This window comes from Curtobacterium sp. MCBD17_019 (genome assembly GCF_003234555.1).
GTDB lineage: Bacteria > Actinomycetota > Actinomycetes > Actinomycetales > Microbacteriaceae > Curtobacterium.
Window position 1 is genome coordinate 129,750 of record NZ_QKTT01000006.1, and the last position, 23,118, is coordinate 152,867.

General features: G+C 71.6%; 26 protein-coding genes. 17 read left to right on the top strand and 9 right to left on the bottom strand.

Going from position 1 to position 23,118, the window contains the following annotated elements; translation table 11 throughout:
- Nucleotides 1-28: 28 nt before the first annotated feature.
- The gene (locus DEI82_RS07725; RefSeq protein WP_111008812.1) at nucleotides 29-463 is read right to left on the bottom strand and encodes a SufE family protein; all 435 of its coding nucleotides are present in this window, start codon (nucleotides 461-463) and stop codon (nucleotides 29-31) included.
- Nucleotides 460-1,383: a sulfurtransferase gene (locus tag DEI82_RS07730; RefSeq protein ID WP_111036402.1), complete on the bottom strand. Its 924-nt coding sequence runs from the start codon at nucleotides 1,381-1,383 to the stop codon at nucleotides 460-462. Before DEI82_RS07730 ends, DEI82_RS07725 begins: the two co-directional genes overlap by 4 nt.
- A gap of 172 nt (nucleotides 1,384-1,555) precedes the next feature.
- On the opposite strand from DEI82_RS07730, the gene zapE reads away from it, so the two are divergent.
- The 3 genes from zapE (at nucleotide 1,556) to DEI82_RS07745 (ending at nucleotide 4,833) form a co-directional block, all read left to right on the top strand.
- Entirely contained in the window at nucleotides 1,556-2,584 is a 1,029-nt protein-coding gene (zapE, locus tag DEI82_RS07735) for a cell division protein ZapE (RefSeq protein WP_111036403.1), read from the top strand.
- A gap of 243 nt (nucleotides 2,585-2,827) precedes the next feature.
- Nucleotides 2,828-4,102: an ammonium transporter gene (locus tag DEI82_RS07740; RefSeq protein ID WP_111012494.1), complete on the top strand. Its 1,275-nt coding sequence runs from the start codon at nucleotides 2,828-2,830 to the stop codon at nucleotides 4,100-4,102.
- A 71-nt stretch (nucleotides 4,103-4,173) separates the two neighbouring features.
- Nucleotides 4,174-4,833 carry a tyrosine-protein phosphatase gene (locus DEI82_RS07745; RefSeq protein WP_181434640.1) on the top strand — a complete coding sequence of 220 codons (660 nt, stop codon included), beginning with the start codon at nucleotides 4,174-4,176 and terminating at the stop codon, nucleotides 4,831-4,833.
- Nucleotides 4,834-4,998: 165 nt separating this feature from the next.
- Here the strand turns inward: DEI82_RS07745 and DEI82_RS07750 are convergent, their stop codons facing one another.
- Both DEI82_RS07750 and DEI82_RS07755 read right to left on the bottom strand, forming a co-directional pair.
- Nucleotides 4,999-5,322 carry a hypothetical protein gene (locus DEI82_RS07750; protein ID WP_111008817.1) on the bottom strand — a complete coding sequence of 108 codons (324 nt, stop codon included), beginning with the start codon at nucleotides 5,320-5,322 and terminating at the stop codon, nucleotides 4,999-5,001.
- A 55-nt stretch (nucleotides 5,323-5,377) separates the two neighbouring features.
- Nucleotides 5,378-6,349 (bottom strand): aldo/keto reductase, encoded by a 972-nt coding sequence (locus tag DEI82_RS07755; RefSeq protein WP_111012491.1) that lies wholly within the window; start codon nucleotides 6,347-6,349, stop codon nucleotides 5,378-5,380.
- Nucleotides 6,350-6,468: 119 nt separating this feature from the next.
- Between DEI82_RS07755 and DEI82_RS07760 the strand changes: the two genes are divergently transcribed.
- From DEI82_RS07760 to DEI82_RS07770, 3 genes are all read left to right on the top strand, one after another.
- On the top strand, nucleotides 6,469-7,320 hold the full coding sequence (locus tag DEI82_RS07760) for an SDR family oxidoreductase (protein WP_111036404.1): 852 nt from the start codon (nucleotides 6,469-6,471) through the stop codon (nucleotides 7,318-7,320).
- 106 nt (nucleotides 7,321-7,426) lie between these two features.
- The gene (locus DEI82_RS07765) at nucleotides 7,427-7,819 is read left to right on the top strand and encodes a ChaB family protein (protein WP_111036405.1); all 393 of its coding nucleotides are present in this window, start codon (nucleotides 7,427-7,429) and stop codon (nucleotides 7,817-7,819) included.
- Nucleotides 7,820-7,906: 87 nt separating this feature from the next.
- Nucleotides 7,907-8,875 (top strand): beta-ketoacyl-ACP synthase 3, encoded by a 969-nt coding sequence (locus DEI82_RS07770; RefSeq protein ID WP_111036406.1) that lies wholly within the window; start codon nucleotides 7,907-7,909, stop codon nucleotides 8,873-8,875.
- 40 nt (nucleotides 8,876-8,915) lie between these two features.
- Here the strand turns inward: DEI82_RS07770 and DEI82_RS07775 are convergent, their stop codons facing one another.
- The 5 genes from DEI82_RS07775 to DEI82_RS07795 all read right to left on the bottom strand — a co-directional run bounded on the left by DEI82_RS07775 (nucleotide 8,916) and on the right by DEI82_RS07795 (nucleotide 13,685).
- A complete protein-coding gene (locus tag DEI82_RS07775) occupies nucleotides 8,916-9,860 on the bottom strand; it encodes a hypothetical protein (RefSeq protein ID WP_181434639.1) in 945 nt (314 codons plus the stop codon).
- Nucleotides 9,861-10,475: 615 nt separating this feature from the next.
- A complete protein-coding gene (locus DEI82_RS07780; RefSeq protein WP_111036407.1) occupies nucleotides 10,476-10,868 on the bottom strand; it encodes a flagellar assembly protein FliW in 393 nt (130 codons plus the stop codon).
- Nucleotides 10,865-11,758 carry a flagellar hook-associated protein FlgL gene (flgL, locus tag DEI82_RS07785; RefSeq protein ID WP_111036408.1) on the bottom strand — a complete coding sequence of 298 codons (894 nt, stop codon included), beginning with the start codon at nucleotides 11,756-11,758 and terminating at the stop codon, nucleotides 10,865-10,867. Before flgL ends, DEI82_RS07780 begins: the two co-directional genes overlap by 4 nt.
- 5 nt (nucleotides 11,759-11,763) lie before the next feature.
- The gene (gene flgK / locus DEI82_RS07790; RefSeq protein ID WP_111036409.1) at nucleotides 11,764-13,194 is read right to left on the bottom strand and encodes a flagellar hook-associated protein FlgK; all 1,431 of its coding nucleotides are present in this window, start codon (nucleotides 13,192-13,194) and stop codon (nucleotides 11,764-11,766) included.
- Nucleotides 13,195-13,196: 2 nt separating this feature from the next.
- Entirely contained in the window at nucleotides 13,197-13,685 is a 489-nt protein-coding gene (locus DEI82_RS07795; protein WP_111008825.1) for a flagellar protein FlgN, read from the bottom strand.
- Between the two features lie 305 nt (nucleotides 13,686-13,990).
- On the opposite strand from DEI82_RS07795, the gene DEI82_RS07800 reads away from it, so the two are divergent.
- The 11 genes from DEI82_RS07800 (at nucleotide 13,991) to DEI82_RS07850 (ending at nucleotide 23,116) form a co-directional block, all read left to right on the top strand.
- Nucleotides 13,991-14,812 carry a sigma-70 family RNA polymerase sigma factor gene (locus DEI82_RS07800; protein WP_111036410.1) on the top strand — a complete coding sequence of 274 codons (822 nt, stop codon included), beginning with the start codon at nucleotides 13,991-13,993 and terminating at the stop codon, nucleotides 14,810-14,812.
- 136 nt (nucleotides 14,813-14,948) lie between these two features.
- Nucleotides 14,949-16,151, top strand: coding sequence for a flagellin (locus DEI82_RS07805; RefSeq protein ID WP_111036411.1), 1,203 nt, complete (start codon nucleotides 14,949-14,951; stop codon nucleotides 16,149-16,151).
- A gap of 88 nt (nucleotides 16,152-16,239) precedes the next feature.
- Nucleotides 16,240-17,679, top strand: a complete 1,440-nt coding sequence (fliD, locus tag DEI82_RS07810; RefSeq protein WP_258372003.1) for a flagellar filament capping protein FliD — start codon at nucleotides 16,240-16,242, stop codon at nucleotides 17,677-17,679.
- Nucleotides 17,680-17,683: 4 nt separating this feature from the next.
- Nucleotides 17,684-18,163 carry a flagellar export chaperone FliS gene (gene fliS / locus DEI82_RS07815; RefSeq protein WP_111008828.1) on the top strand — a complete coding sequence of 160 codons (480 nt, stop codon included), beginning with the start codon at nucleotides 17,684-17,686 and terminating at the stop codon, nucleotides 18,161-18,163.
- Between the two features lie 46 nt (nucleotides 18,164-18,209).
- Nucleotides 18,210-18,503, top strand: coding sequence for a hypothetical protein (locus DEI82_RS07820; RefSeq protein ID WP_111036412.1), 294 nt, complete (start codon nucleotides 18,210-18,212; stop codon nucleotides 18,501-18,503).
- A 146-nt stretch (nucleotides 18,504-18,649) separates the two neighbouring features.
- Nucleotides 18,650-18,994, top strand: coding sequence for a flagellar basal body protein (locus DEI82_RS07825; RefSeq protein ID WP_111012833.1), 345 nt, complete (start codon nucleotides 18,650-18,652; stop codon nucleotides 18,992-18,994).
- The gene (locus DEI82_RS07830; RefSeq protein ID WP_111008830.1) at nucleotides 18,991-19,386 is read left to right on the top strand and encodes a flagellar basal body rod protein FlgC; all 396 of its coding nucleotides are present in this window, start codon (nucleotides 18,991-18,993) and stop codon (nucleotides 19,384-19,386) included. Before DEI82_RS07825 ends, DEI82_RS07830 begins: the two co-directional genes overlap by 4 nt.
- Nucleotides 19,386-19,715, top strand: coding sequence for a flagellar hook-basal body complex protein FliE (gene fliE, locus DEI82_RS07835; RefSeq protein ID WP_111012485.1), 330 nt, complete (start codon nucleotides 19,386-19,388; stop codon nucleotides 19,713-19,715). Before DEI82_RS07830 ends, fliE begins: the two co-directional genes overlap by 1 nt.
- Nucleotides 19,715-21,409 (top strand): flagellar basal-body MS-ring/collar protein FliF, encoded by a 1,695-nt coding sequence (fliF, locus tag DEI82_RS07840; RefSeq protein WP_111036413.1) that lies wholly within the window; start codon nucleotides 19,715-19,717, stop codon nucleotides 21,407-21,409. The genes fliE and fliF overlap by 1 nt, the downstream gene beginning before the upstream one ends.
- Nucleotides 21,406-22,461 carry a flagellar motor switch protein FliG gene (gene fliG, locus DEI82_RS07845; RefSeq protein WP_258368435.1) on the top strand — a complete coding sequence of 352 codons (1,056 nt, stop codon included), beginning with the start codon at nucleotides 21,406-21,408 and terminating at the stop codon, nucleotides 22,459-22,461. The genes fliF and fliG overlap by 4 nt, the downstream gene beginning before the upstream one ends.
- Nucleotides 22,454-23,116: a FliH/SctL family protein gene (locus DEI82_RS07850; RefSeq protein WP_181435142.1), complete on the top strand. Its 663-nt coding sequence runs from the start codon at nucleotides 22,454-22,456 to the stop codon at nucleotides 23,114-23,116. Before fliG ends, DEI82_RS07850 begins: the two co-directional genes overlap by 8 nt.
- Nucleotides 23,117-23,118 lie beyond the last annotated feature (2 nt).

Below are 23,118 nucleotides of genomic sequence, written 5' to 3' on the forward strand. Positions count from 1 at the left end.
GCACGGTCTCCCTCGGACGCACCGTGACCTACGCGGCGACGGCCGCCCGGACCTGCCGCTGCACCCGGCCGAGCATGCCGACCATGCCGCGGATCCGCAGCGGGCTCACGGCCTCGCTGAGTCCGAGCGTCAGCGGGTAGTCCGCCGGCACCGCCAGGACCTCGTCCGAGGTCAGTCCGCTGAGTCCCTGCGCGAGGATCGACGCGAAGCCGCGGGTGGTCGGGGCCTCGCGCGGAGCCGTGGCGTGCATCGTGACCACGCCGTCGTCGACCGTGACGAAGATGAACACGGGGGACTGGCACTCCTCGACGCGCTCGAGCAGGTCCGGGTGCTCGGCGTACTCCTGCGGCAGCGCCGGGAGTTCGTCCGAGAACTCGAGCAGCAGCTGCAGGCGGTCCTGGAGCCCCAGCGCGAGGAAGTCGTCGCGGATCGTGGCGAGCGACGCGGGCAGCGTGTCGGTCATCGGGTCCGTTCCGCCGGGATGTCGCCCGGCTCGCTGCCCGTCGCGATCGGCACGCGCACCGCGCTGCCCCACTCGGTCCACGAGCCGTCGTAGTTCTTGACGTCCTGGATCCCGAGCAGGTGCGTGAGCACGAACCAGGTGTGGCTCGACCGCTCGCCGATGCGGCAGTAGGCGATCACGGCGTCGTCGTCGCCGATGCCCGCACCGTCGCGGTACACGGCGTCCAGCTCGGCCCGAGGACGGAACGTGCCGTCCGGCGCCGCCGCGGTCGCCCACGGGATGTTCGTGGCGGTCGGGATGTGGCCGGCGCGCAGCGCGCCCTCCTCCGGGTAGTCCGGCGCCGTGGTGCGCTCACCCGAGTACTCGGCGGGGCTCCGGACGTCGATCAGGGGCTCGCCGAGGTGCGCGAGGACGTCCTCCTTGAAGGCGCGGACGGCGCTGTCCCGCCGCTCGACCACGGGGTACTCGACCGGCGTCACCTCGGTCCGGTCCGTCGTCAGGGGGCGACCCTCGGCCACCCACTTCGCCCGCCCGCCGTCGAGCAGACGGACGTCCTCGTGCCCGAAGAGGGTGAAGACCCACAACGCGTACGCGGCCCACCAGTTGTTCTTGTCACCGTGGATGACGACCGTCGTGTCGCGCGCGATCCCCTTGCCGCCGACCAGGCGCGCGAACGCCTCGCCGTCGATGTAGTCGCGCTGCACCGGGTCGTTCAGGTCGGTGTGCCAGTCGATCTTGACGCTGCCGGGGATGTGGCCGGTCTCGTACAGGAGCACGTCCTCGTCGGACTCGACGACGACGAGGTCGTGCTGACCGGGTTCCGCGGCCGTCAGCCGTTCGGCGAGCCACGCGGTCGACACGAGTCGCTCGGGGTGGGCGTACGCGGCGAACTGCTCGGACGGGTCGACCGGGGCGGTCATGGGTACCTCCTGGGCCCCTCGGGGCCGGTTCGGATCGTGCGGGTGGACATCGGACGCGGATAGCATCGACGGGCGGCGCCCGGACAACGCTACGCGTCCGCACCGTCCGTGGTCGATCAACGTGACGACGGGTGACGCTGTTCCCGATCCCTCGACGGAAGGTCCGCCCAGCATGCCGAACGACGCCGTCGGGACCCTGCCGCGTCTGGCGGACCGGGACCCCGTCGTCACGCCGGAGCAGATGGCCGCGGCGCTCGTCCCGCCGCCGCAGTTCGCCGACGCGTCGTTCGCCTCGTACCGACCCGACCCCGACTTCCCGTCGCAGGCCGAGGTCCGCGACGCCGTCGAGCGGTTCGTCGCCGACCGGCCCGTGTCCGCCCGCCGCGGACTGTTCGGCCGTCGGCGTCCCGCACCCGACCCGACGACGTCGGGCGTGTACCTCGACGGCGGCTTCGGTGTCGGCAAGACCCACCTGCTGGCGGCGGCGTACCACGCGGAGACCGGCCGCCGGACGTTCGGGACGTTCATCGAGTACACGGCACTCGTCGGTGCGCTCGGGTTCCAGGGCACCGTGGACCTGCTCACGGGCACGGCGCTCGTGTGCATCGACGAGTTCGAGCTCGACGACCCGGGCGACACCATGATGATGACCCGACTGATCCGCGAACTCGCCGAGCGCGGCACCCGCATCGCGGCGACGTCGAACACCCCGCCCGGGGCCCTGGGCGAGGGCCGGTTCGCGGCGCAGGACTTCCTCCGGGAGATCCAGGCGATGGCGGATCGGTTCACCACGCTCCGCATCGACGGGCTCGACTTCCGCCGCCGCTCCACCGACGAGACCGCCGCGACCGTCGACGACGTCGCCGCTGTCCTCCGCGCCCTGCCGGGAGGCCAGGCGCGCGTCACCGAGGACCGGTTCGCCGACCTCGTCGCGCACCTCGGGACGGTGCACCCCTCGCGGTACGTCGCGATGGTCGAGGGGCTCGACGCGGCCGGCCTCGTCGACGTCGTGCCGTTCACCGACCAGACCGACGCGCTCCGGTGGGTCGCGCTCGTGGACCGCCTGTACGACGCCCAGGTGCGGCTCGTGGCGTCCGGCACTCCGCTCGACCAGGTGTTCCCGGAGTCCATGCTCTCGGGTGGGTACCGCAAGAAGTACCTCCGTGCCGCGTCGCGCGTGGTCGCGCTGACGCGCGCCTGAACGCCGCTCCGGCGCGTCGACTGCGCGTCGGCACCTGTTCGGGGGAGGTCCTCGGCTGCTGTCGAGCGCCGCGCCAGCCTGCCGAAACACAACGTTCACACGGCGGCGCGTCGTGTTACATCCGTGAAACACGCCGTGCTCCGGAGTGAAACCTCTCGTCGCCACACTGGTCCCACCCGAGGCGGGCCCGTCAGACGCGGACAGCGCCGCCGACGCGGTCCACAGCAACAGAGAGGTGAACAGATGCTCAACCAAGGTCAAACGGCCTTCATCTTGATCATGGCGGCGCTGGTGTTGTTCATGACGCCGGGCCTCGCGTTCTTCTACGGCGGCCTGGTCAAGGCGAAGAGCGTCATCAGCATGATGATGATGTCCTTCGGCGCGATCGGTCTCGTGAGCGTCCTGTGGGTGCTGTACGGCTACGCGATCTCGTTCGCGAACACCGGCCCCGGCACCCACGTCGTCGGCAAGGTCGGGTTCTTCAGCATCGACCTCAACCAGCTCGGCCTCGGCCAGGCGTTCGAGCAGTCGCAGGCGTCGACGCTCCACGCCACGTACCCCGACCTCGCCTTCGTCGGGTTCCAGGCCACGTTCGCGATCATCACGGTCGCGCTCATCTCCGGCGCCATCGCCGACCGCGCCAAGTTCGGCGCGTGGATGATCTTCTCGGGCATCTGGGTGACCCTCGTCTACTTCCCGGTCGCCAGCTGGGTGTTCAACCTCAAGTCCGGCATGTTCGCCACGTGGGGTGTCATCGACTTCGCCGGTGGCACGGCGGTCCACATCGACGCCGGTGCCGCGGGCCTCGCCCTCGCGATCGTGCTCGGCCGCCGCGTCGGGTTCGCCAAGGGCGCCCACAAGCCGCACAACCCCCCGTTCGTCCTGCTCGGCGCCGGCATCCTCTGGTTCGGCTGGTTCGGATTCAACGCCGGGTCCGAGGGCGCCGCGGACGGCATCGCCTCGCTCGCGTGGATCAACACGCTCGCCGCACCCGCCGCCGCCGTGCTCGGCTGGCTCATGATCGAGAAGATCCGCGACGGCAAGGCCACCTCGGTCGGCGCGGCGTCGGGCGCCGTCACCGGTCTCGTCGCGATCACGCCCGCCTGTGCCGCGCTGACGCCCGGCTGGGGCGTCGTCCTCGGGTTCGTCTCGGGCATCATCTGCTGCTTCGCGATCGACTGGAAGTACCGCCTCGGTTTCGACGACTCACTCGACGTCGTCGGCGTCCACCTGGTCGGCGGCATCGTCGGCACGCTGTGGCTCGGGTTCTTCGCGAACACCACCGGCCTCATCTACTCCGGCTCGTTCGTGCAGCTCGGCAAGCAGGCCACCGCGGCCGGCGTCGTGCTCGTCTACTCGTTCGTCCTCGCCTTCGTGATCGGCTGGATCGTCGAGAAGACCATCGGGTTCCGCGTCCGCGCCGAGGACGAGGTCGCCGGCATCGACACCGCCGTCCACGGCGAGGAGGGCTACGTGCTCTACGAGGAGGCCGACCGCACCCCGGTCTCCGTCCGCTGACCCACGCGACACGCACGACGCCCCCGGCTCCGCGCCGGGGGCGTCGTCGTGTCCGGTGGCAGACTGACGCGGTGACCACGACGACACCGCCCACGCTCGCGAACTTCCGTGAGGTCGGCGGACCCGGGTTCCAGGCGGGGCGGACCCGCACCGTCTACCGCTCGAACACCGAGGACGTGCCGGCCACCGCCTACCCCGTCGTGCTCGAGACGGTCGTGGACCTGCGCCGCGGCGACGAGGTCGCCGCGCTCGCGCACCCGCTCCGCGCGGCCGCGGGCTACCGGAACGTGCCGCTGTTCGACCCCGCGGCCGGTGAGGAGTCGGCCCCCGACGCCCTCGAGCTCCGCGACCAGTACGTGGACTGGCTCGTGCGGCACCGAGCGACGATGCTCCTCGTGTTCCGCGCCCTGGCCGAGACCGAGGGCGACGTGCTGGTCTGTTGCTCCGCGGGCAAGGACCGTACCGGCGTCGTCAGCGCGTTGCTCGCCCGGCTCTGGGGCGCGGACCTCGACCGCATCGGCGCGGACTACGCCGCGACCGGGGCGGCGCTGGCGGACCGTTTCGCCCGCGAACGCGCCGAGGCTGCCGACGCCGAGCACTTCGACCGGAACGCCCGATCGGAGGCCGCCACGGCCGTCGCGGTCGTCGAGCACGTGGAGGAGCGGTTCCTGTCCGTCCGCGGCTACCTGCGCTGGCTCGGGCTGAGCGACCGCGAGGTCGACCGACTCTGACCTCGGGTCCCGGCCCCCGGCCCGGGGACCGCGAGATCGCGGACGATGCCGCCCTGTCGTGTGTCAGAGCGGCATCTCGTGCGACCTCGATCGTCCCGGGTCCCGGGTCCCGGGTCCGGGGTCCCGGGTCCGGGGTCCCGGGTCCGGGGTCCCGGGGTCAGGGCATCACGGAACGTCGGCGCCGTCCGCGCGGTCGCCGCCCGGTGCCTCCTGGTCGTCCTGCTGGGTGCCCGAGGACGCGTCGCCGGCCGCATCGGCCGCGCCGACCATCGCGTCGCCGCCGCGCGCGTCGTCGCCGAGCGCGGCCAGGGCGCTCTGCTCCTGCTCGCCCCGGTCCTCCCGGTCGAGGCCGGACGAGCCGTCCTCGGCGCGACCCATCTGCTCCGGGTGCTGGTCCATGTGCCGGTCGCCCGACTCGGATGCCTCGTGCTGCAGGCTCGCACCCACGCTCGCGGCACCCTCGTTCATCCCGCCGCGGTCGTTCACCATGTCGTCGTCCTCTCCGAGTTCCCTGCCACCGGATGGGTGACCGGCGCGTCCGTCGTCACCAGGCGTAGTCCTCCGGGGACGTCTTGTGCCCCGGGAAGATCTCGTCGAGGCGGTCGAGCGCCGCCTGGTCGAGGTGGATGTCCACGGATGCCACCGCCGACTCGAGCTGCTGCATCGTCCGCGGGCCGGTGATCGGCGCGGTCACGCCCGGCTGGTGGAGCAGCCACGCGAGCGCGAGCTCGCCCGGCGCGTGGCCGATCTCCTTCGCGAACGCCTCGTACTGCTCGATCGCGGGTCGGTTCGCCTCGAGGGCCTCCTTCGCGCGACCCTCCAGCCGGCGCGAGCCCTCCTCGGTCTTCTCGATGACGCCACCGAGGAGACCGCCCTGGAGCGGCGACCAGGGGATCATCCCGAGGCCGTACGCGCGCGCGGCGGGCAGGGTCTCGCGCTCGACGTCGCGGACGAGCAGGTTGTAGATCGACTGCTCACTGACGAGGCCGACGAAGTTCCGGCGCGCGGCGGCCTCCTGCGCCTGGGCGATGTGCCACCCGGCGAAGTTGCTCGACCCGGCGTACAGGACCTTGCCCTGCTGGACGGCGACCTCCATCGCCTGCCAGATCTCCTCCCAGGGCGTCTCGCGGTCGATGTGGTGGAACTGGTACAGGTCGACGTGGTCCGTCTGCAGCCGGCGGAGCGAGTCGTCGAGCTGACGACGGATCGCCAGGGCCGAGAGCTTCGACTCGTTCGGCCAGTCGCCCATGTCGCCGTACAGCTTGGTCGCGATGACCGTGCGTTCGCGGCGGCCGCCGCCCTGCGCGAACCAGCGGCCGACGATCTGCTCGGTGACGCCCTCGCCCTTCTGCCAGCCGTACACGTTGGCGGTGTCGAAGAAGTTGACGCCGAGGTCGTGGGCGCGGTCCATGATCGCGAACGAGTCCTCTTCGCTCGTCTGTGGTCCGAAGTTCATGGTGCCGAGCACGGCGCGGGAGACGGACAGGCCGGTGCGTCCGAGGTGTGTGTATTCCATGCCTCCGGGTCTACGCCTCCCGCTGAGCGCGGGTCCAGGAGCAGCGGACCAGCCTGGGTGCGTGCGTCCGCCACGCATCGCCAACGGACGCCGACGGAGCAACGACAGGAGAGGACCACATGAGCGACCAGCAGCAGCCCCCGCAGCAGCAGGACACCCCCGGCAGTGAAGCCGAGCTCGGCCCCAAGGCGGACCACGGCGAGCAGTCGTACAAGGGCTCAGGCAAGATGACCGGCAAGCGTGCCGTCATCACGGGCGGCGACAGCGGCATCGGCAAGGCCGTGGCCATCGCGTTCGCCCGTGAGGGTGCCGACGTGCTCATCAGCTACCTCCCGGACGAGGAGGAGGACGCCCAGGACACGAAGCACTGGATCGAGGACGCCGGCCGGAAGGCCGTCCTGTTCCCCGGTGACCTGTCCGACCCGGCGTACTGCCGCTCCGTGATCGCGACGGTGGTCGAGGAGTTCGGCGGGCTCGACGTACTCGTCAACAACGCCGCGTTCCAGATGACGCACGAGACGCTCGAGGAGATCCCCGACGAGGAGTGGGACCACACCATCGCCACGAACCTCAGCGCCTACTTCCACCTCGCGAAGGCCGCCCTGCCGCACATGGAGTCGGGCGCGTCGATCATCGGCACGAGCTCGGTCAACTCGGACAACCCCGTGCCGACGCTCCTGCCCTACGACGTGACGAAGGCCGGCATCGCGAACTTCTCGGCTGCGCTCGCGCAGCTCGTCGGGTCGCGCGGCATCCGCGTGAACAGCGTCGCGCCCGGGCCGATCTGGACGCCGCTCATCCCGTCGACGATGCCCGAGGAGCAGGTCGAGTCGTTCGGGTCGCAGGCGCCGCTCGGTCGCGCCGGCCAGCCCGCGGAACTCGCCCCGGTGTACGTGCTCCTGGCCAGTGACGACGGCAGCTACGTCTCCGGTGCCCGCATCGCCGTCACCGGCGGCACGCCGATCCTCTGATCCGCGACCACGGGACGGACGGGAGGCGCGACACCGGGCCGGTGCCGCGCCTCCCGTCCGACACCCGGCCGTGTGGGGTACGACTGGACCAGCGAGAGGAGTCACCATGCCCGCGAAGGACGAGATCCCGAGCACCCTGCAGCGCTCGGATGAGCACGCGCAGGAGATCTACGCGAAGACGCTCGACTCGGCGAACGAGACCTACGGCCCCGGGGAGCGTGCCCACCGGACCGCGTTCGCCGCCGTCAAGCACGAGTACGAGAAGATCGGCGACCACTGGGAGCGCAAGGCGGAGAACGGTCCGTCCGACTCCGGTGCAGCCGGGAGTCGTGACGACGGTGAGACCCAGCAGGGCGTCGACGCGAACGCGTCCAAGCAGCACCTCATGGACGTGGCGAAGCGGCTCGACATCAGCGGGCGATCGTCGATGACCAAGGACGAACTCGTCGACGCGATCAAGAAGGCCAACGCGAAGGCGACGCGCGACGCCCGCTCGTGAACGTGCACGAGGGCCCCAAGACGGGGTCGGGTTCGTTGTCGTGCGCACTGCACGGTCGCCCGGCGCGCGTCGACTAGCGTCGATCCGGTGAACGACGCGAACACGCCCGGCAGCCGCATCATCGGCCTCGGGCACCACCAGCCCGCCCGGATCATGACGAACGACGACCTCGCGGCGATCGTCGACACGAACGACGAGTGGATCCGGACCCGAACCGGGATCCGCACGCGGCACATCGCGTCCGAGACCGACACCGTCACGAGCATGGCGATCGAGGCCGGCCGCGCCGCCATCGCCGATGCGGGCATCGACCCCGCCGAGATCGACCAGGTGTTCGTCGCGTCGACCTCCGCCACCGACCGCGCGCCGTACACGGCCGGACGCGTCGCCGTCGCGCTCGGACTCACTGCCGGCCCGGCGCCCATCGACATCAACACCGCATGCTCCGGCTTCGAGTACGCGCTCGCCCTCGCCGACCAGTCCATCCGGCTCGGCAGCGCCACGACCTCGCTCGTGATCGCGTCCGAGAAGATCTCCGGTCTCGTCGACTGGACCGACCGGTCGACGTGCGTCCTCATCGGCGACGCAGCCGGAGCCGCCGTCGTCCAACGCAGCGACACCGCCGAGATCGGCCCGGTGTCCTGGGGGAGCGTCCCGCACCTGCTCGAGGCCGTGCTCGTCGACGGGGACCCGCAACGGTTCTCGCAGGAAGGCCGCTCGATCTACCGCTGGGCGATCACCGAGGCGGAGGGGCACGCGCGCCGCGTCGTCGAGAAGGCCGGGATGACGATGGACGAGATCCAGGTGCTCGCGTTCCACCAGGCGAACCTCCGGATCATCGAGCCGCTCGCCAAGGCGCTCGGGGGCGACACGAAGTTCGTGATCACCGACGTGCAGGAGTCCGGGAACACCTCGGCCGCGAGCGTGCCGCTCGGGTTGTCGAAGGCGTGGGCGGCCGGGGAACTGCCCGAGGGCGTGCCCGCGCTGCTGTTCGGGTTCGGCGGGGGCTTCGCGCACGCCGGACAGGTCGTCCGGACGCCGGTCCGGCGGGGCTGAGTCCACCGTCGGCGCGGCCGTGACGCGCCCGGCCCGCTCGCTACGACGCGGGCGTGTCCGTGCCCGTGTCCGGGTCGGCCCAGAGGTCGTCCGTGTCGGCCGGACGACGCCAGGGCAGGGCGCGCTGCCGGCGCCGCGAGGTCCCGGCCTCGACGCCCGGGGCGACGTCGCGCCCGCGTCGAGCCCGCTCGGGGCGCGGCGACACCGGGAGCGGGAAGTGTGCCGGCGGCGGGCCGAACGCCGTCCGCGAGCCGTCGATCACCTTGCGGCCGAGCGCGTGGTTCCCGACCCCGCCGATGACCGCACCGATCCCGAACGGCACCGCGCGGCCGAGCACGCTCGCCCCCTGCCGCGCCAGGAAGCGCTTGACGAACGAGTCACGGAGCCGCCCGCCGATGCCGCTGACGACCGAGCGGGGCAGGCTCGACGTGACGAGTTCGCCCCAGAACGCCGTCCGCGTCGGGCCACCCCCGGCCTGGGCCGCGAGCTGCTTGACGAGCGAGGTTCCGGGCGCGCCGAGGATCATCGCCATCACGAGCGTCCGCGCTCGTTCGGGGTCGGTCACCGCGATGCCGTGCACCTCGGTGACCGACTGGGCGAACAGGGCGCTCGCCTCGAGGAACGCCGCCGTCTCCGCGCCCGTGAGGCCGAGGCTCGTCGCGAACCCGACCCCGGGGATCACCGCGCTCGCTCCGACCGCGGCGCCGCCCGTCGACACCGCGGTGAGGTACTGGCGCTCGAGGATCGCGATGACCTCGGCCGGTGTGGCGTCCGGGCGGCGCCGACGGATCCGGTCGACGTGTGCGACCACCACCGGGCGTTGCACGCTGAGCACGCGGTCGAGCGTCGCCGACCAGCGAGTGGACGCCAGGCCGCTCGGGCCGGGTACGTCGGTCTGCGCCTCGACCGAGGTGTTGTCGGTCGGAACCGTGACGGGAAGGGGGACGATGGCGTTTCGATCGCCCGGGGTGCCTCGTTTGGCCATTCGTGCACCCTACGCTCGGCGGTTTCGCGGGTGCCGGGGCCGGTGCGTTCCGCCCGCCCTGCCTGCGCGCTTCTTCCGCTTCAGACTGCGCGTCGGGGCGGCGATGGGGCGGAGGGGTAAGCCCGCGCGGGGGAGCGTCGGCAGCTCGGCCCGCGGGCGGCGTCGGCGTCGTGGACGCGTGCTGGCGGCGTGGACGCCGGTCGTGCGCTGCGGGGATCCGTGAACGGGGCCCGCATCGACCGTGCGCGCCCGGCGGTTGCCGGTCCGGCGGGGACGAGGTGGGCCTCCCGGTCGGTGGCGGCACCGGCGGCCGTCGGCGGCGCGACCAGAGCGGGCGTGACGAGTCGACGGCATGCAGTGATGCTCGTGGAGCTCCGGGCGCGCCCACGCACCGGGAGCACTGGACTGGGGACGGGCCTCCTGGTGGATCACCTGGGGAGGAGCGTCGTCACCGTCGGAAGCGAGTGGTGCGTCACCTGGCGACGATCCCGCTGTCGTCCGTCATCGGCGATGTCGTCGTATGCGCGGGAACCAGATGCACGCGTATTCGGCGACGTCGTGCGTGTCGGACGACCGCTGACCTGTCGGGAAACCAGCGGGAGCGGCGGGGCGGCGTCAGCGGCGCGCGAGCACCGCTCGGAGGGGGTGGTTCTGCCCCTCGAGGATGAGCTGCGCGCCGATGCCGGTCCGGGCGTTGACGATGACCGGCGCGAGCAGGTTCACCGTCGTGCCGCTCTCGGCGGGGTTCGCGACGACGAGGAGCATCGCCTCGCCCGCGTCGCGGAGGTCGAGGAGCGCGGTCTGCTCCTCGGTGATGACGGGCGCGTAGTCGGGCAGGTGCACGGCGGCGTCGAGGACGAACAGGCGTGGATCCTCGGTGCCGGCAGCGGTGGTGCCGTGCCCGGCGAGGGCGAAGAGCCCCTCGGCACCGGTGACCTCCTGCAGGGTGAACGACGTCAGGGGTTCGAGACCGAACGGTGGGACGGTGAACGTCAGCGGGATGTTCATGAGAGGTAGTCCATCAGGGTCGGCTGCAGCGTCTTCGCGGTGACGGCGAGGGCTGCCTGGTAGTTGGTCTGCTGGAGCTGCAGGTCGAGGATCGCCTTGGCGACGTCCTTGTCCTCGATCTGGGAGCGCTGTCCCTCGAGGTCGGTGGACTGGGACGCGAGCGTCGACTGCGCGGCGATGACCGAGGAGTGTCGTGTGCCGACGTCGCCCTGGACGCCACGGACGGCGGCGATGCGGCTGTCGACCTGACTGATCCGCGCGCTGACGTCGGCACCGGACTGCAGGTCGCTGCTGATGTCGTCGATGAGGCTGAACACCGAGTCACTCCCGGTCCCGAAGACGGCGCTGCCGTCGGTGTCGACGCGCACGGTCGTCCCCGACGCGATCCGGCGCTGCACGCCGACGTCGGTGCCGTCGGTCGACCCGTTGTAGGTGAAGTCGCTGCCGTACGCGGCGGACGCGTCCGTGTTGCCGGCGAAGACGGTCCGACCGCCGTACTGCGTGTTGGCGTCCTGGAGCAGGTCCTGCTTGAGTCCCTGGAGCTCGGTGACGATCGCGTTCCGGTCGGTGTCGTTCATGGTGCCGCTGTTGGATCCCTGCACGGTGAGGTCACGGACCTTGTTCATGACCGAGTACACGCTCGCGAGCGCGGAGTCGGTCGTGGCCAGCCACCCGGCGCCGTCGTCGGCGTTGCGGGAGTACTGCGCGTTCTGGGCCTGGGCGCTCCGCACGGTGATCGACTTGCCGGTACCGCTGGGGTCGTCCGACGGGACGGTGATGTTCTTCAGGCTCGACGCCTGGTCCTGCAGCTGCGCGAGCCGCGCGGCACCGGTCTGGAGACGCTGTTGCGCCGCCGCCATGGACATCTGGGTCGTGACACGAGTGAGCATGACGATCAGCTGATCCCGACGACGCCGACGTGGTTGATGAGGGTGTCGAGCATCTGGTCGACCGCGGTGAGCACGCGCGCGGCCCCCTGGTAGGCGTGCTGGTAGGTGAGCAGGTTCACGTTCTCCTCGTCGAGGTCGACGCCGGCCCCGGACTGCTGCTGCGTCTTGGCGCTCGTCGCGGCGAGTCCGGTGAGGGTGGTCTGGGTCGCGGCCGTCTTCGACGTCGTGCCGATGCCGGTGACGACGTCCGACCAGGTCCGGTCGGGGGCGTCCGCGGCGGAGCCGATCTGGCCGATGGTGTCCGCGATGCTGCCGCTGTACGAGCCGTCCGCGGTCCGCACGGCGATGCCGGCGGCGTCGGTCGGGACGACGGTGAGGCCCTGCGCGGCCGGGACACCGGCCGCGATCGCGAAGAAGTCCGTGCCGGTGGCACCCGCGGGGGTGTACCCGGTCTCGTGCACGGCGTTCACCTGCGTGGCGAGCGCGGTCGCGACACGGTCGTACCCCGCGGAGGCCTCGGCGAGGGCGCCCCCGGTGCCGTCGGCGTTCGCGGGCGCGAGGACGCTGAGCGTGCCGGCGATGCTGCCGCCGTCCAGTGTGACGGCCGAGCCGGACCCGCCGACCCACGACAGGGTCACCGGGGAGGCGGCGGCGCCGCGCAGCGTGTCGGAGCCGGTGACGGCCACGGCATGGGCGGACGTGCCGTCGACGATCGCGTTCCCGCCGATGACCACGTCGACCGTGCCGTCGCCGTTGTCCCGCACCGTGGCGCCGGACAGGGACGCCATCTGTTCGGTGAGCACGTCGCGTTGGTCCATCAACTCGTTCGTCGAGCCGCCCCCTGCGGCGGTGGTGCGGATGCGGTCGTTGAGCGCCGCGACCTGGGTCGCCGCGGTGTTGAGCTGCCCGACCGCGTCGCCGACGTCGGACCGCGCGGAGGCCCACTGCGCGTCGATCGCCTGGGATCCGGTCCGCAGCGTGCTCGCCACCTGCGTGGCCGAGCTGAGCACGACGCCGCCGGACGCGGTGTCCCCGGGATTGTTCTGGAGGTCCGACCAGGCCGACCACATCGTGTCCAGCTGGCTGGACAGTCCGTTCGCCCCGGGTTCGTTCAACGACGTCTCGAGGTCGGACAGTGCGGACGAGCGAGCCGACGCGTACCCGGAGGCGGACGCGGAGGCACGGACCTGCGTGTCGAGCGTCATGGTCGCGAGTCGGGCGATGCCGTCGACGGAGACGCCCTGGCCGGCGGTCGCGACCGTACCGGTGAGGAGCCCGGTCGCGGCGACCGGCGGGATGGACGTCTGGGTGATCCGCTGCCGGGTGTACCCGGTCGTCCCCGCGTTCGCGATGTTCTGACCCACGACGTCGAGTCCGGCACGGGCGGCGGAGAGCCCGGAGTAGGCGGTTGCGAGCGATCCGAAGGTGCTGACCATGACTACAGGCTCCCGTCGAAGAAGTGCGCTCCGGCGGCGCCGGCGTCGGCGGACCCGCGGCCGTCGTACGTCGCGACCTCCCCGACCGCACCGGCCAGCGTCTCCTGCGTGGCGCGCGCCGCCGCTCGGAGGAACCGCTCGTTCTCGTCCCGCAGCGCGGCGACCTGCGCGGTCAGCTCGATCATCGCGCGGAGGTGCGCAGCGAGGATCTCGCCCCACGGCCCCTCCGGCGCGGCGGCCGACACGATCTCGCGGAGGGGTGCGTCGGTCGGCGCGCCGAGCTGCTCGGCGACGGCGGCGCTCTCGACGCTGCGCTCGAGGCCGACGGCGCGCAGCCGCTCGAGGACCTGTTCGACCTCACGGCTCGCGTGGTCGACCCACCGCGAGCGTCCGGCGGTCAGGAGCAGCTGCTCCTCCTCGAGCTTGAAGGTGAGGAGCTCGAGGAGCTCGCGTTCCCGCCACAGCACGGCGGACAGTTCGTTCATGCCCAAGGTCTCCTCCCGGTGATCGGCTCGCTGCGTCGACGGGGACTATCGGTCCGCGCGGACGCCGTCGTTAGGAGTCACGGCAAGAGCGAGCTGGGCGTGCGCTAGCCGAACCCTCAGGGAGGCACCAGTGGCAGTGCGCCTCCACTTCGGGGGGACGCGGTCCGACTTGTCCCCCGAAATGACGACACCTGCCACCCAGGAAACCCCCGGACTGGGGCCGGTGGAGGTCTCCTGTCCCCCTCAGCTCGTCGATAGGTTCATGACTGCACCGCGGGCGACCGCACCGATCATCGAGGGGGAGACACCGGATGGACCGCACGGCACGCAACGCACTCGTGGTGGAGAACCTCCCGCTGGTGGGGTACCTCGTCGCCGAGGTCTGCGCCCGTGCGACCCACCTGTCGCGCGACGACATGGCCTCCGTCGGTGCCCTGGCGCTCGTCACCGCCGCAGACGCGTACGACCCCTCGCTCCGGGTGCCGTTCGGCGCGTACGCCCGCACGCGCATCACCGGGGCGTTCGCCGACGACATGCGCGCCGGCGACTGGGCCAGCCGTGGGACGCGCAAGCGCATCAAGGAGACCCTCGCCGTGCAGGACACCCTGACGGCGCAGCTCGGACGCGCGGTGTCGGTCCAGGAGCTCGCGGACGCCATGGGGGTCGACCGCCAGTCCGCGGCGGACGCCCTCGCCGACGCGGGCCGGACGGTCACCACGATCGACGAGACCGTGCACGACTCGCTCGCGGCCGAGGTCCCGCTGCCCGGTGACGACCTCCTCGCCACCGAGCGCACCCGCTACCTCCGCGCCGCCGTCGCCGCTCTGCCGGAGCGCATGCGGTTCATCGTCGAGGCCGTGTACTTCGGCGACCGCACCGTCACCGAGGTCGCCGAGGAGCTCGGGATCACCCACTCGGCGGTGTCGCAGCAGCGGTCCGAGGCGATGCGCCTGCTCCACGACGGCCTGACCGCCCACTACGGCGACAGCGACGACGTCGTCGTCGAGCCGCGCTCCCGCACGACGGCCGCGCGACGCAGCGCCTACCTCGCACGGGTCGCCTCGAACGCGGCGGTCGGCATGGCCCGCGCCGTGATCGAGCCCCTCGCCGGAACTGCCGCCGCGGCGAGCTGAGAACGTCGGGAGCACGGCACCGCGGAAATCGGTCCGCACCGTCTCCTAACGGCTCCGGCCGCACGGCCGAGAGTCCTCGATGCCAGCCCATGGACGGGCCGGCGCACCACACCCACGTTTCACGGAGGAAATCACCATGGGTATGTCCATCAACACCAACCTCTCGGCACTCGACACGTACCGGAACCTCAACGCGACCCAGAACGACCTGTCGAACTCGCTCGAGAAGCTCTCGAGCGGTCTGCGGATCAACAAGGCCGCCGACGACGCCGCCGGTCTGTCGATCTCCGAGGGCCTGAAGTCGCAGGTCGGTGGCCTCACGGTCGCGGCCCGCAACGCCCAGGACGGCATCTCCGTCGTGCAGACCGCTGAAGGTGGCCTCACCGAGGTCCACTCGATCCTCCAGCGCATGCGTGACCTCGCCGTGCAGGCCGGCAACGACTCGAACAACGCCGACTCGCGCACCGCGATCACGACCGAGGTCTCGTCGCTCCAGTCGGAGCTCAGCCGCATCGCCTCGTCCACGAACTTCAACGGCACGTCGCTGCTCAACAGCAACAGCACGCTGAAGTTCCAGGTCGGCGCGAACGGTGACGCCAACAGCCAGATCTCGGTCGACCTGTCCGGCGCCAACGTGAACAAGGTCGTCGACGCGCTCGGCGCGACGCAGTCCGACGGCACCGCGTTCACGATCGCCGCGGGCACGAACCTCGACACCGCGTTCAAGGGCGCGACGCTCTCGTTCGAGTCCGGAGCCGGTTCGACCTCGGACCTGTCGATCACGACCGGCGCCCTGCAGGGCTCCGGCACGGGCGGCTCGTTCACCTCGATCGACGACGTCGTGTCGGCGCTGAACGGCGACGCCACGTTCTCGAAGAACTTCACCGCCACCGCGGTGAAGGACGCGAACGGCGCGACCACGGGCTTCAACGTCCGTGCGGACGACGGCAGCGCCGTCAGCACGACCAGCCCGCTCACCGCGGACGCCACCGCCACGACGCCGACCCTGGTCGGTGCCGCCGGTTCGTCCACGACGGGCCTGCAGTTCGACACCGCGGACCACGCTCAGGCGGCGATCCGTGCCATCGACGCGCAGATCACGGCCGTGTCGACCGCCCGCTCGAACCTCGGTGCCGTCCAGAACCGCTTCGATCACGCCATCAACGTGACGAACGTGGCGAAGGAGAACCTCACCGCGGCGCAGTCGCGGATCACCGACGTCGACATGGCGGAGGAGATGGTCAACTACACGCGCGACAACATCCTGAGCCAGGCCGGCACGGCGATGCTCGCGCAGGCGAACCAGAGCACGCAGGGCGTCCTCTCGCTGCTCAAGTAACACCCCTGGCGGCCGCCGCCGTACGGATCCGTTCGGGTGATCCGTGCGGCGGCGTCGCTGCCGTCGAACGACCGGAAGGAGCCCCACGGTGTCCACCACCTCCGCCTTGACGACCACCTCGACGTCGGCATCGGGCACGCTCGGCATCGACGGCCTCGCCAGTGGCCTCGACACCACGAGCATCATCAACTCGCTCATGTCGATCGAGCAGCTGCCGCAGTCGCTGCTCCAGGACAAGGTCACCTCGACGAGCGCGTTCATCTCGTCGCTGCAGACGATCAACGGCCTGTTCGCGACCATGGCGACGAAGGCCACGGCCGCCGCCACGAGCACCTCCCTCAACCTCCTCACCGCGTCGAGTTCGTCCTCCGCGGTCACGGCGAGCGTGTCGAGCACCGCGGCCGCCGGGAGCGTCAGCTTCACGGTCGGCAGCACCGCCGCCACGCAGGTCGGCGTCACCGCAGCGATGACGACCTGGTCGAGCAGCGCGCCGACGCTCACGCTCGTCTCCGCGAGCGGTGCGAAGACCGAGATCAGCCCCGCCTCCGGCTCGCTCGACGACGTCGTCAGCGCGATCAACAAGGCGGGCGCCGGTGTCACCGCGACGAAGGTCGCCGCGGGCACGACGGCCGACGGCACGAAGCAGTACCGGCTCCAGCTCACCGCCACGGCCTCGGGGTCGGCGGGCGCGTTCAGCCTCTACCGCGGCTCGGGCAGCGACGTCGACGCGGGGACCGCGACGAACGTCCTCACCGAGTCCGGCGCCGCGGTGGTGCAGCAGGCGTCCGACGCCTCGGTCACGCTGTGGGCGGGGACCGCGGCCGCGCAGACGATCACGAGCTCGACGAACACGTTCACCGACCTCGTGCCCGGACTCACCGTGAACGTGTCGGCGGTGTCCGCGTCGCCGGTCACGATCAACGTCGCCCAGGACACGACGAAGGCCACCGCCGTCGCGTCCGGTCTCGTCGACGCGCTCAACGCGATCACGAGCTACTACTCCTCGAACACGAGTGTGTCGACGTCGACGAGCGCCACCGACGGCTCGCAGTCCACGACCGCCGGCGTGCTCCTCGGCGACGCGACGACGCGGGACGCCGTGCAGCAGATCACGAGCGCGATGTCGACCCCGGTGAACGGGCAGTCCCCGTCCTCGATCGGCATCGAGATCACGAAGGACGGCGACTTCACCTTCGACTCCGACGCGTTCCAGGCCGCGCTCGCGACGGACCCCGCCGGCACGCAGAAGATCCTCTCGGGCCTGGCGCAGAACGTCGCGAACGTCGCGAACGGCGCGTCCGACAAGTACAGCGGTTCGATCACGACCGCGATCACGGGGCAGCAGTCCGTGGTCACGGACCTCAACCAGCAGATCAGCGACTGGGACACGCGGCTCGCGGACCGCCGTGCGACGCTGCAGGAGGAGTACACGAACCTCGAGACGAACCTGTCCACCCTGAAGTCGCAGTCGACCTGGCTCACGAGCCAGATCTCGTCGCTGCCCTCGTACTCGTCGTCGAGCAAGTGACCCGATGAACGCCTTCGACCTCGCCTCCGCCGCCGCGTTCCGTCGCGCCGCCGCCGAGGGCACCGCCGCTGACGACCGTCGCCGCGCGCAGTACGCGACCCAGTCGGTGCTGTCCGCGACCCCGGCCCAGCTCGTCACGATGCTCTACGACCGGCTGCTCCTCGACCTGCACCGCGCCGAGCAGGCGCAGACCACCGCCGACTGGTCGACCGCTCGGGAGCAGCTCATGCACGCGCAGGCGATCGTGGGGGAGCTGTCCACGTCGCTCCGCATCGACGTGTGGGACGGCGGGGAGGGGCTGCTCGCCATCTACAACTACGCGTCGACCGCGCTGATCACCGCGAACGTGCACCACGACGTCGACGCGACACGGCAGTGCATCCGTCTGCTCGAGCCGCTCCGTGCCGCGTGGCACGACGCCGCCGCGGCGTTGCCCGCGTCGGCGACGGCGACCGGGACCGGGGGAGCACTCGGTGTCGCCTGAGTGGTCGACGCCCGGCGAGCAGTCCGGTCAGGATCGCGGCGACGCAGTGACCGTGGACGCGCACTCGGCGTGGGACCGCGTCCTCACCGACCTCGAGGTCGCGGTCGCGCGCGCCGACGCCGTCGGCGTCGCGGTGCCGCCGTGGACCCCGCCGACCGGGCTGGGACGGATCCCGCGCGAGCTCATGGGTCGGGCCTCCCGGCTGCTCGCAGCGCAGCGGGACGCCGTCGCGCGCGTCGACGCGGCCAGGAGGGACGTCGCCGCGCACCTGGGCGCGCTGCGGTCCGTCGCGTCGTCGCGGGCGCCGGAACCGGCTCGGTACCTCGACGTCACGGGCTGACCGACCCCCGTTCGGGGCGACCGCTTACGTCGGGCGGGCGGTGCGCCGATAGCCCCTCTCGAGCACGGATCGCTCGTCCTCGGCCACGGATCGGCCTCCGCCACCGGCGACCCCGCACGGTCGCCGTCCTCGTGGAACGGCTGGTCATGCTCGACTCCGTGTCGACCTCGGCGCTGCAGAGCGCGCTCGACGGTCTCTCGCTCCGGCAGAAGGTGATCGCGAACAACATCGCGAACATCAACACGCCGAACTACCACGCCGAGAAGGTGCAGTTCGAGGACGCGCTCGCCCAGTCCGTCGCGGACGGGAACGGCAGCACGACGCCGACCATCGCGCGGAGCCTCGAGCCGACGAACACGAACGGCAACAACGTCGACCTCGACGAGGAGACGCTGTCGAACGTCGACACGACCCTGCGGTACCAGTTCGCGTCACAGGCGATGAACGCGGAGCTCACGGCGGTCCGCGCGGCGATGCGGACCGACTCGTGACCACGTTCGACGCGATCGGCATCGCGAGCACCGGCCTCACGGTGCACCGGAAGTGGCTCGACGCGATCTCGGACAACATCGCGAACGTCAACACGGTCAAGTCCATGGACGACTCGGCGTTCCAGGCCCGGTACGTCGAGGTCCAGGAGGGCGACGGCGTCTCCGGCGCCTACGTCGAGGGCGCGGCGTTCGGCAGCGCCGCCGGCCGCGTGACCTACGACCCGGACAACCCGCTCGCGAACAAGGAGGGGTACGTCCGGATGCCGGACATCGACCTCGGGACGCAGATGGCGGACCTCATCATGGCCCAGCGCGGCTACCAGGCGAACGCCGCCGTGGTCGACCGTGCCAAGACCGCCTACGAGGCGGCACTCCAGATCGGGAAGAACTGATGCCCATCGACGCCGTCAACGGGGTCACCACGAACGCGCTCTCCGGCGTGTTCGGCACCTCGCAGGCCACCACGCCCGCCACCACCGCCGAGCCCACGACCGGCACCGACGGGTCGTTCGCCACGAGTCTCGGCAACGCGGTGGACGGCCTCCAGTCGCTCGAGAGCCAATCGAACACGCTCGCCGTCAAGGCCGTGACCGGGAACCTCGACGACATCCACGACGCGACCATCGCCGCCACCCGCGCGCAGGTGACACTCGAACTCGTCTCCGCCGTGCGGAACAAGGGCGTCGACGCCTTCAACGAGATCATGAGGATGCAGGCCTGATGCCGCTCGCACTCCGCAACGCGTTCGCGCGTCTCGGCGCGACCCTCAAGGGCTTCAGTGTCGCGCAGCGCACCATCGCGGTCATCGGGATCGCGGCCGTCGTGCTCGGCGCGATCGCCCTGACGAGCTGGCTCTCGAAGCCCTCGTACGCGCCGCTGTTCACCGGCCTCGCCGCCACCGACGCCAGCTCGATCACCGACCAGCTGACGACGGACAACGTGCCGTACCAGCTCACCGACGGCGGGGCGACGATCCTCGTGCCCCAGGGCGACGTGTACCAGGAACGCCTCAAGGCGGCCTCGAACGGGCTGCCGTCGTCGAACGAGGGCGGGTACGCACTGCTCGACAAGATGGGCGTCACGGCGTCGGAGTTCCAGCAGAACGTCACGTACAAGCGCGCGATCGAGGGCGAGCTCGCCAAGACGATCAGCGCCATGGACGGCGTGCAGACGGCGTCCGTGCAGCTCGCGATCCCCGAGAAGAGCGTGTTCGTGTCCGAGACCAAGGACCCGACCGCCTCGGTGTTCGTCGAGCCGAAGGCGGGCCAGACGCTGAGCACCGAGCAGGTCCAGGCGATCGTCCACCTGACGAGTGCCGCCGTCGAGGGCATGCAGCCGACCGACGTCTCGGTCGTCGACGCGAAGGGCGACGTGCTCTCGGCCGTCGGCACCGGCACCACCGGCGGGTCCGACGACCAGGCGAGCGACTACGACACCCGCGTCGGCCAGCAGGTCCAGGCACTGCTCGACAAGGTGGTCGGCGCCGGCAACTCCTCGGTCGTCGTCGCGGCGACCATGGACCCGAACTCCGGGACGCGCACCACCGAGTCGTTCGCCCAGCCCACGAGCGGCCCGGTCGCGCTCAACGAGTCCAGCTCGACCGAGAGCTACGACGGCTCCGGCGCCGACGGATCCGGAGCGACCGGTGTCCTCGGTCCGGACAACATCGCCGTGCCGAGCGGCAGTTCGACGAGCGGCACGAGCGGATCGAGTGGGTCCAGCGGCTCGGGCAACGGTTACACGAACGAGTCGTCGACCAAGGACAACGCCGTCGACAAGACGACCGAGACCACCACGATCCCGGCCGGTGCGCTCAACCGGCAGACGATCTCGGTCGCGCTCAACAGCAAGGCCGCCAAGGGCGTCAACCTGCAGAGCATCGACGACCTCGTGGCCAACGCCGCCGGTGTGGACCAGACCCGCGGCGACCAGGTGAAGGTCGCGGTCGTCGACTTCAACAACGACGCGGCCAAGCAGGCCGCCGCCGCGCTCAAGGCCGCCGACGCCCAGGCCGCGGCGACCGCGATGTGGTCCACCATCCGCACCGCGGCCATCGTGGGCGGCGTCGTGCTCGCGATCGTCGCCGTGCTCGTCATGATGGCCCGCCGGGGTCGGCGCGCCGAACGCGAGGACGTCGACCTCGGCGAGCTCGACGCGTTCTCCGACGCGTACGAGCTGCCGATCGCGCTCGACGGTGCCGACCCGCGTGCGTCGCTCGCCGCGGCGGACGCACCGACCATCGCGCTGCCGGCGCTCGGCGAGGCGCCCACCGGAGACGCCCCGACCGAGGTGCTCTCGAGCGAGGACGTCACGGCGGAGCGCCGGCGGGCGGACATCGCCGCCCTCGCCGAGCGTGATCCCGAGAAGACCGCCGACCTGCTCCGCGGGCTGCTCGACGACAGGACCTCGGTGTGAGCACCCCGCTGACGACCCCGAGCAGCGGGGCCCCGACGGCCGGGACGCAACAGCTCACCGGCGCGCAGAAGGTCGCGGTCATCCTCATGCAGATGGACACGGCCAGCGCCGCGAAGGTCATGAAGCAGTTCTCGGAGCTCGAAGCCGAGGAGATCACGGCCGAGATCGTCCGGATGCGCCGCGTCGACCAGACGGTGGCGGACCGCGCGATCGCCGAGTTCCACCGCATCAGCACGACCGGCCGGGTCACCCGCCGCGGGGGCAAGGACGCCGCGCTCGGACTGCTCGAGGCGTCGTTCGGCTCCGAGCGGGCCGCGGGTGTCATGGAACGCCTGGCGTCCACGATGGCCGGGGCGTCGTTCGAGTTCCTCGACGAGGCCGAGCCCGGGCAGGTCGTCACGCTGCTCGACGGCGAGCTGCCGCAGACGATCGCGCTCGTGCTCGCGCACCTCAGCGCCGGGCAGGCGTCCGCGGTGCTCGCCGGCATCGACGAGGCCGCGCGGACCGACGTCGCGCAGGCGTTCGCGACCATGGGCACGGCGACCCCGGAGGCCGTCGGGATCGTCGCCGCGACGCTCCGCGGTCGCGCCGGCGCCGTCGTCGCTCCCCGCGAGAGCGTCGAGGTCGTCGGCGGCATCGCGCCCCTCGTCGAGATCATCAACCGGTCGGACGTGTCGACCGAACGGGCCCTGCTCGACAGCCTCGAGTCGCGCGACCCGGAGCTCGCCGAGGACATCCGGTCGCGCATGCTCACGTTCGCCGACATCGTCAAGCTCGAGGCGCGGGACATCCAGCAGGTGCTCCGCGGCATCGACTCGAAGGTGCTCGCGACAGCGATGAAGGGCGCGCAGCAGGCGGTCGTCGAGACCATCCGCGCGAACGTGTCCGAGCGCAACCGTGACCTGCTCGACGACGAGGTGCAGTCGATGGGGCCGGTCCGCATGTCGCAGGTCGAGGAAGCACGCGCCGAGGTGGTCCGTTCCATCCGCGAGCTCGAGGCCCAGGGCGTCATCACGGTGCACCGCGCCGAGGAGGACGACTTTGTTGAGTGACGTCGACACGAGCGCTGCCACGTTCACCCGGATCGCCTACCCCTCGATCGCGGCCCCGGCCGAGGAGCGTCGGAAGGCGCAGGCCGACGTGCGCGGTCACGCCGCGGGCTACGCGGCGGGCCTGCGCGCCGCCGAGGCCGAGGCGTCGGTGCGGCGGGCTGAGCTCGAGGCCGAGCACGTGGCCCGCACCGCAGCGCTCGAGGCGCGGACGGCCGCCGCCGTGGCCGCGCTCGAGACCGCGACGCGCGCGCTCGTGGCACGCGTGGTCCCGGTGCTGCACGAGGCCGAGGAGACCGTGGTCACCACCGCCGTGGAGCTCGCCGAAGCCGTCGTCGGACACGAGATCCGGGCCTCCCGGGCGGTGCCCAGCGACGGCCGGGAGGCGCAGCACCCGTCCGGCGCGCTCGCGACCGTCCGACGCGTGCTCGCGTCCCTCGACACCGACGTCGCGCTGGCGGTGCGCCTCAGCCCGGCGGACGCCGCCGCCGTCGCAGGGGCCGCTCTGCCGGTCCCCGTCGTCGCGGACCCGGCGTTGCGCGACGGCGACGCCGTGGTCGACCTGCCCTCCGGGATCCTCGACGCGCGCATCACCACGGCGTTCGCCCGCGTGCGTGCCGCGCTCGACCTCGCGCCGGACGACGGGACCGCCTCGTGAGC

Coding starts and splice junctions, on each gene's coding strand:
- DEI82_RS07730 (WP_111036402.1), bottom strand. CDS start 1,383: ATGACCGCCCCGGTCGACCCGTCCGAGCAGTTCGCCGCGTACGCCCAC.
- DEI82_RS07805 (WP_111036411.1), top strand. CDS start 14,949: ATGGGTATGTCCATCAACACCAACCTCTCGGCACTCGACACGTACCGG.
- flgL (WP_111036408.1), bottom strand. CDS start 11,758: ATGCTCACTCGTGTCACGACCCAGATGTCCATGGCGGCGGCGCAACAG.
- DEI82_RS07725 (WP_111008812.1), bottom strand. CDS start 463: ATGACCGACACGCTGCCCGCGTCGCTCGCCACGATCCGCGACGACTTC.
- flgK (WP_111036409.1), bottom strand. CDS start 13,194: ATGGTCAGCACCTTCGGATCGCTCGCAACCGCCTACTCCGGGCTCTCC.
- DEI82_RS07765 (WP_111036405.1), top strand. CDS start 7,427: ATGCCCGCGAAGGACGAGATCCCGAGCACCCTGCAGCGCTCGGATGAG.
- DEI82_RS07740 (WP_111012494.1), top strand. CDS start 2,828: ATGCTCAACCAAGGTCAAACGGCCTTCATCTTGATCATGGCGGCGCTG.
- fliS (WP_111008828.1), top strand. CDS start 17,684: ATGAACGCCTTCGACCTCGCCTCCGCCGCCGCGTTCCGTCGCGCCGCC.
- DEI82_RS07755 (WP_111012491.1), bottom strand. CDS start 6,349: ATGGAATACACACACCTCGGACGCACCGGCCTGTCCGTCTCCCGCGCC.
- DEI82_RS07775 (WP_181434639.1), bottom strand. CDS start 9,860: ATGGCCAAACGAGGCACCCCGGGCGATCGAAACGCCATCGTCCCCCTT.
- zapE (WP_111036403.1), top strand. CDS start 1,556: ATGCCGAACGACGCCGTCGGGACCCTGCCGCGTCTGGCGGACCGGGAC.
- DEI82_RS07800 (WP_111036410.1), top strand. CDS start 13,991: ATGGACCGCACGGCACGCAACGCACTCGTGGTGGAGAACCTCCCGCTG.
- fliF (WP_111036413.1), top strand. CDS start 19,715: ATGCCGCTCGCACTCCGCAACGCGTTCGCGCGTCTCGGCGCGACCCTC.
- DEI82_RS07760 (WP_111036404.1), top strand. CDS start 6,469: ATGAGCGACCAGCAGCAGCCCCCGCAGCAGCAGGACACCCCCGGCAGT.
- DEI82_RS07750 (WP_111008817.1), bottom strand. CDS start 5,322: ATGGTGAACGACCGCGGCGGGATGAACGAGGGTGCCGCGAGCGTGGGT.
- fliE (WP_111012485.1), top strand. CDS start 19,386: ATGCCCATCGACGCCGTCAACGGGGTCACCACGAACGCGCTCTCCGGC.
- DEI82_RS07825 (WP_111012833.1), top strand. CDS start 18,650: ATGCTCGACTCCGTGTCGACCTCGGCGCTGCAGAGCGCGCTCGACGGT.
- DEI82_RS07780 (WP_111036407.1), bottom strand. CDS start 10,868: ATGAACATCCCGCTGACGTTCACCGTCCCACCGTTCGGTCTCGAACCC.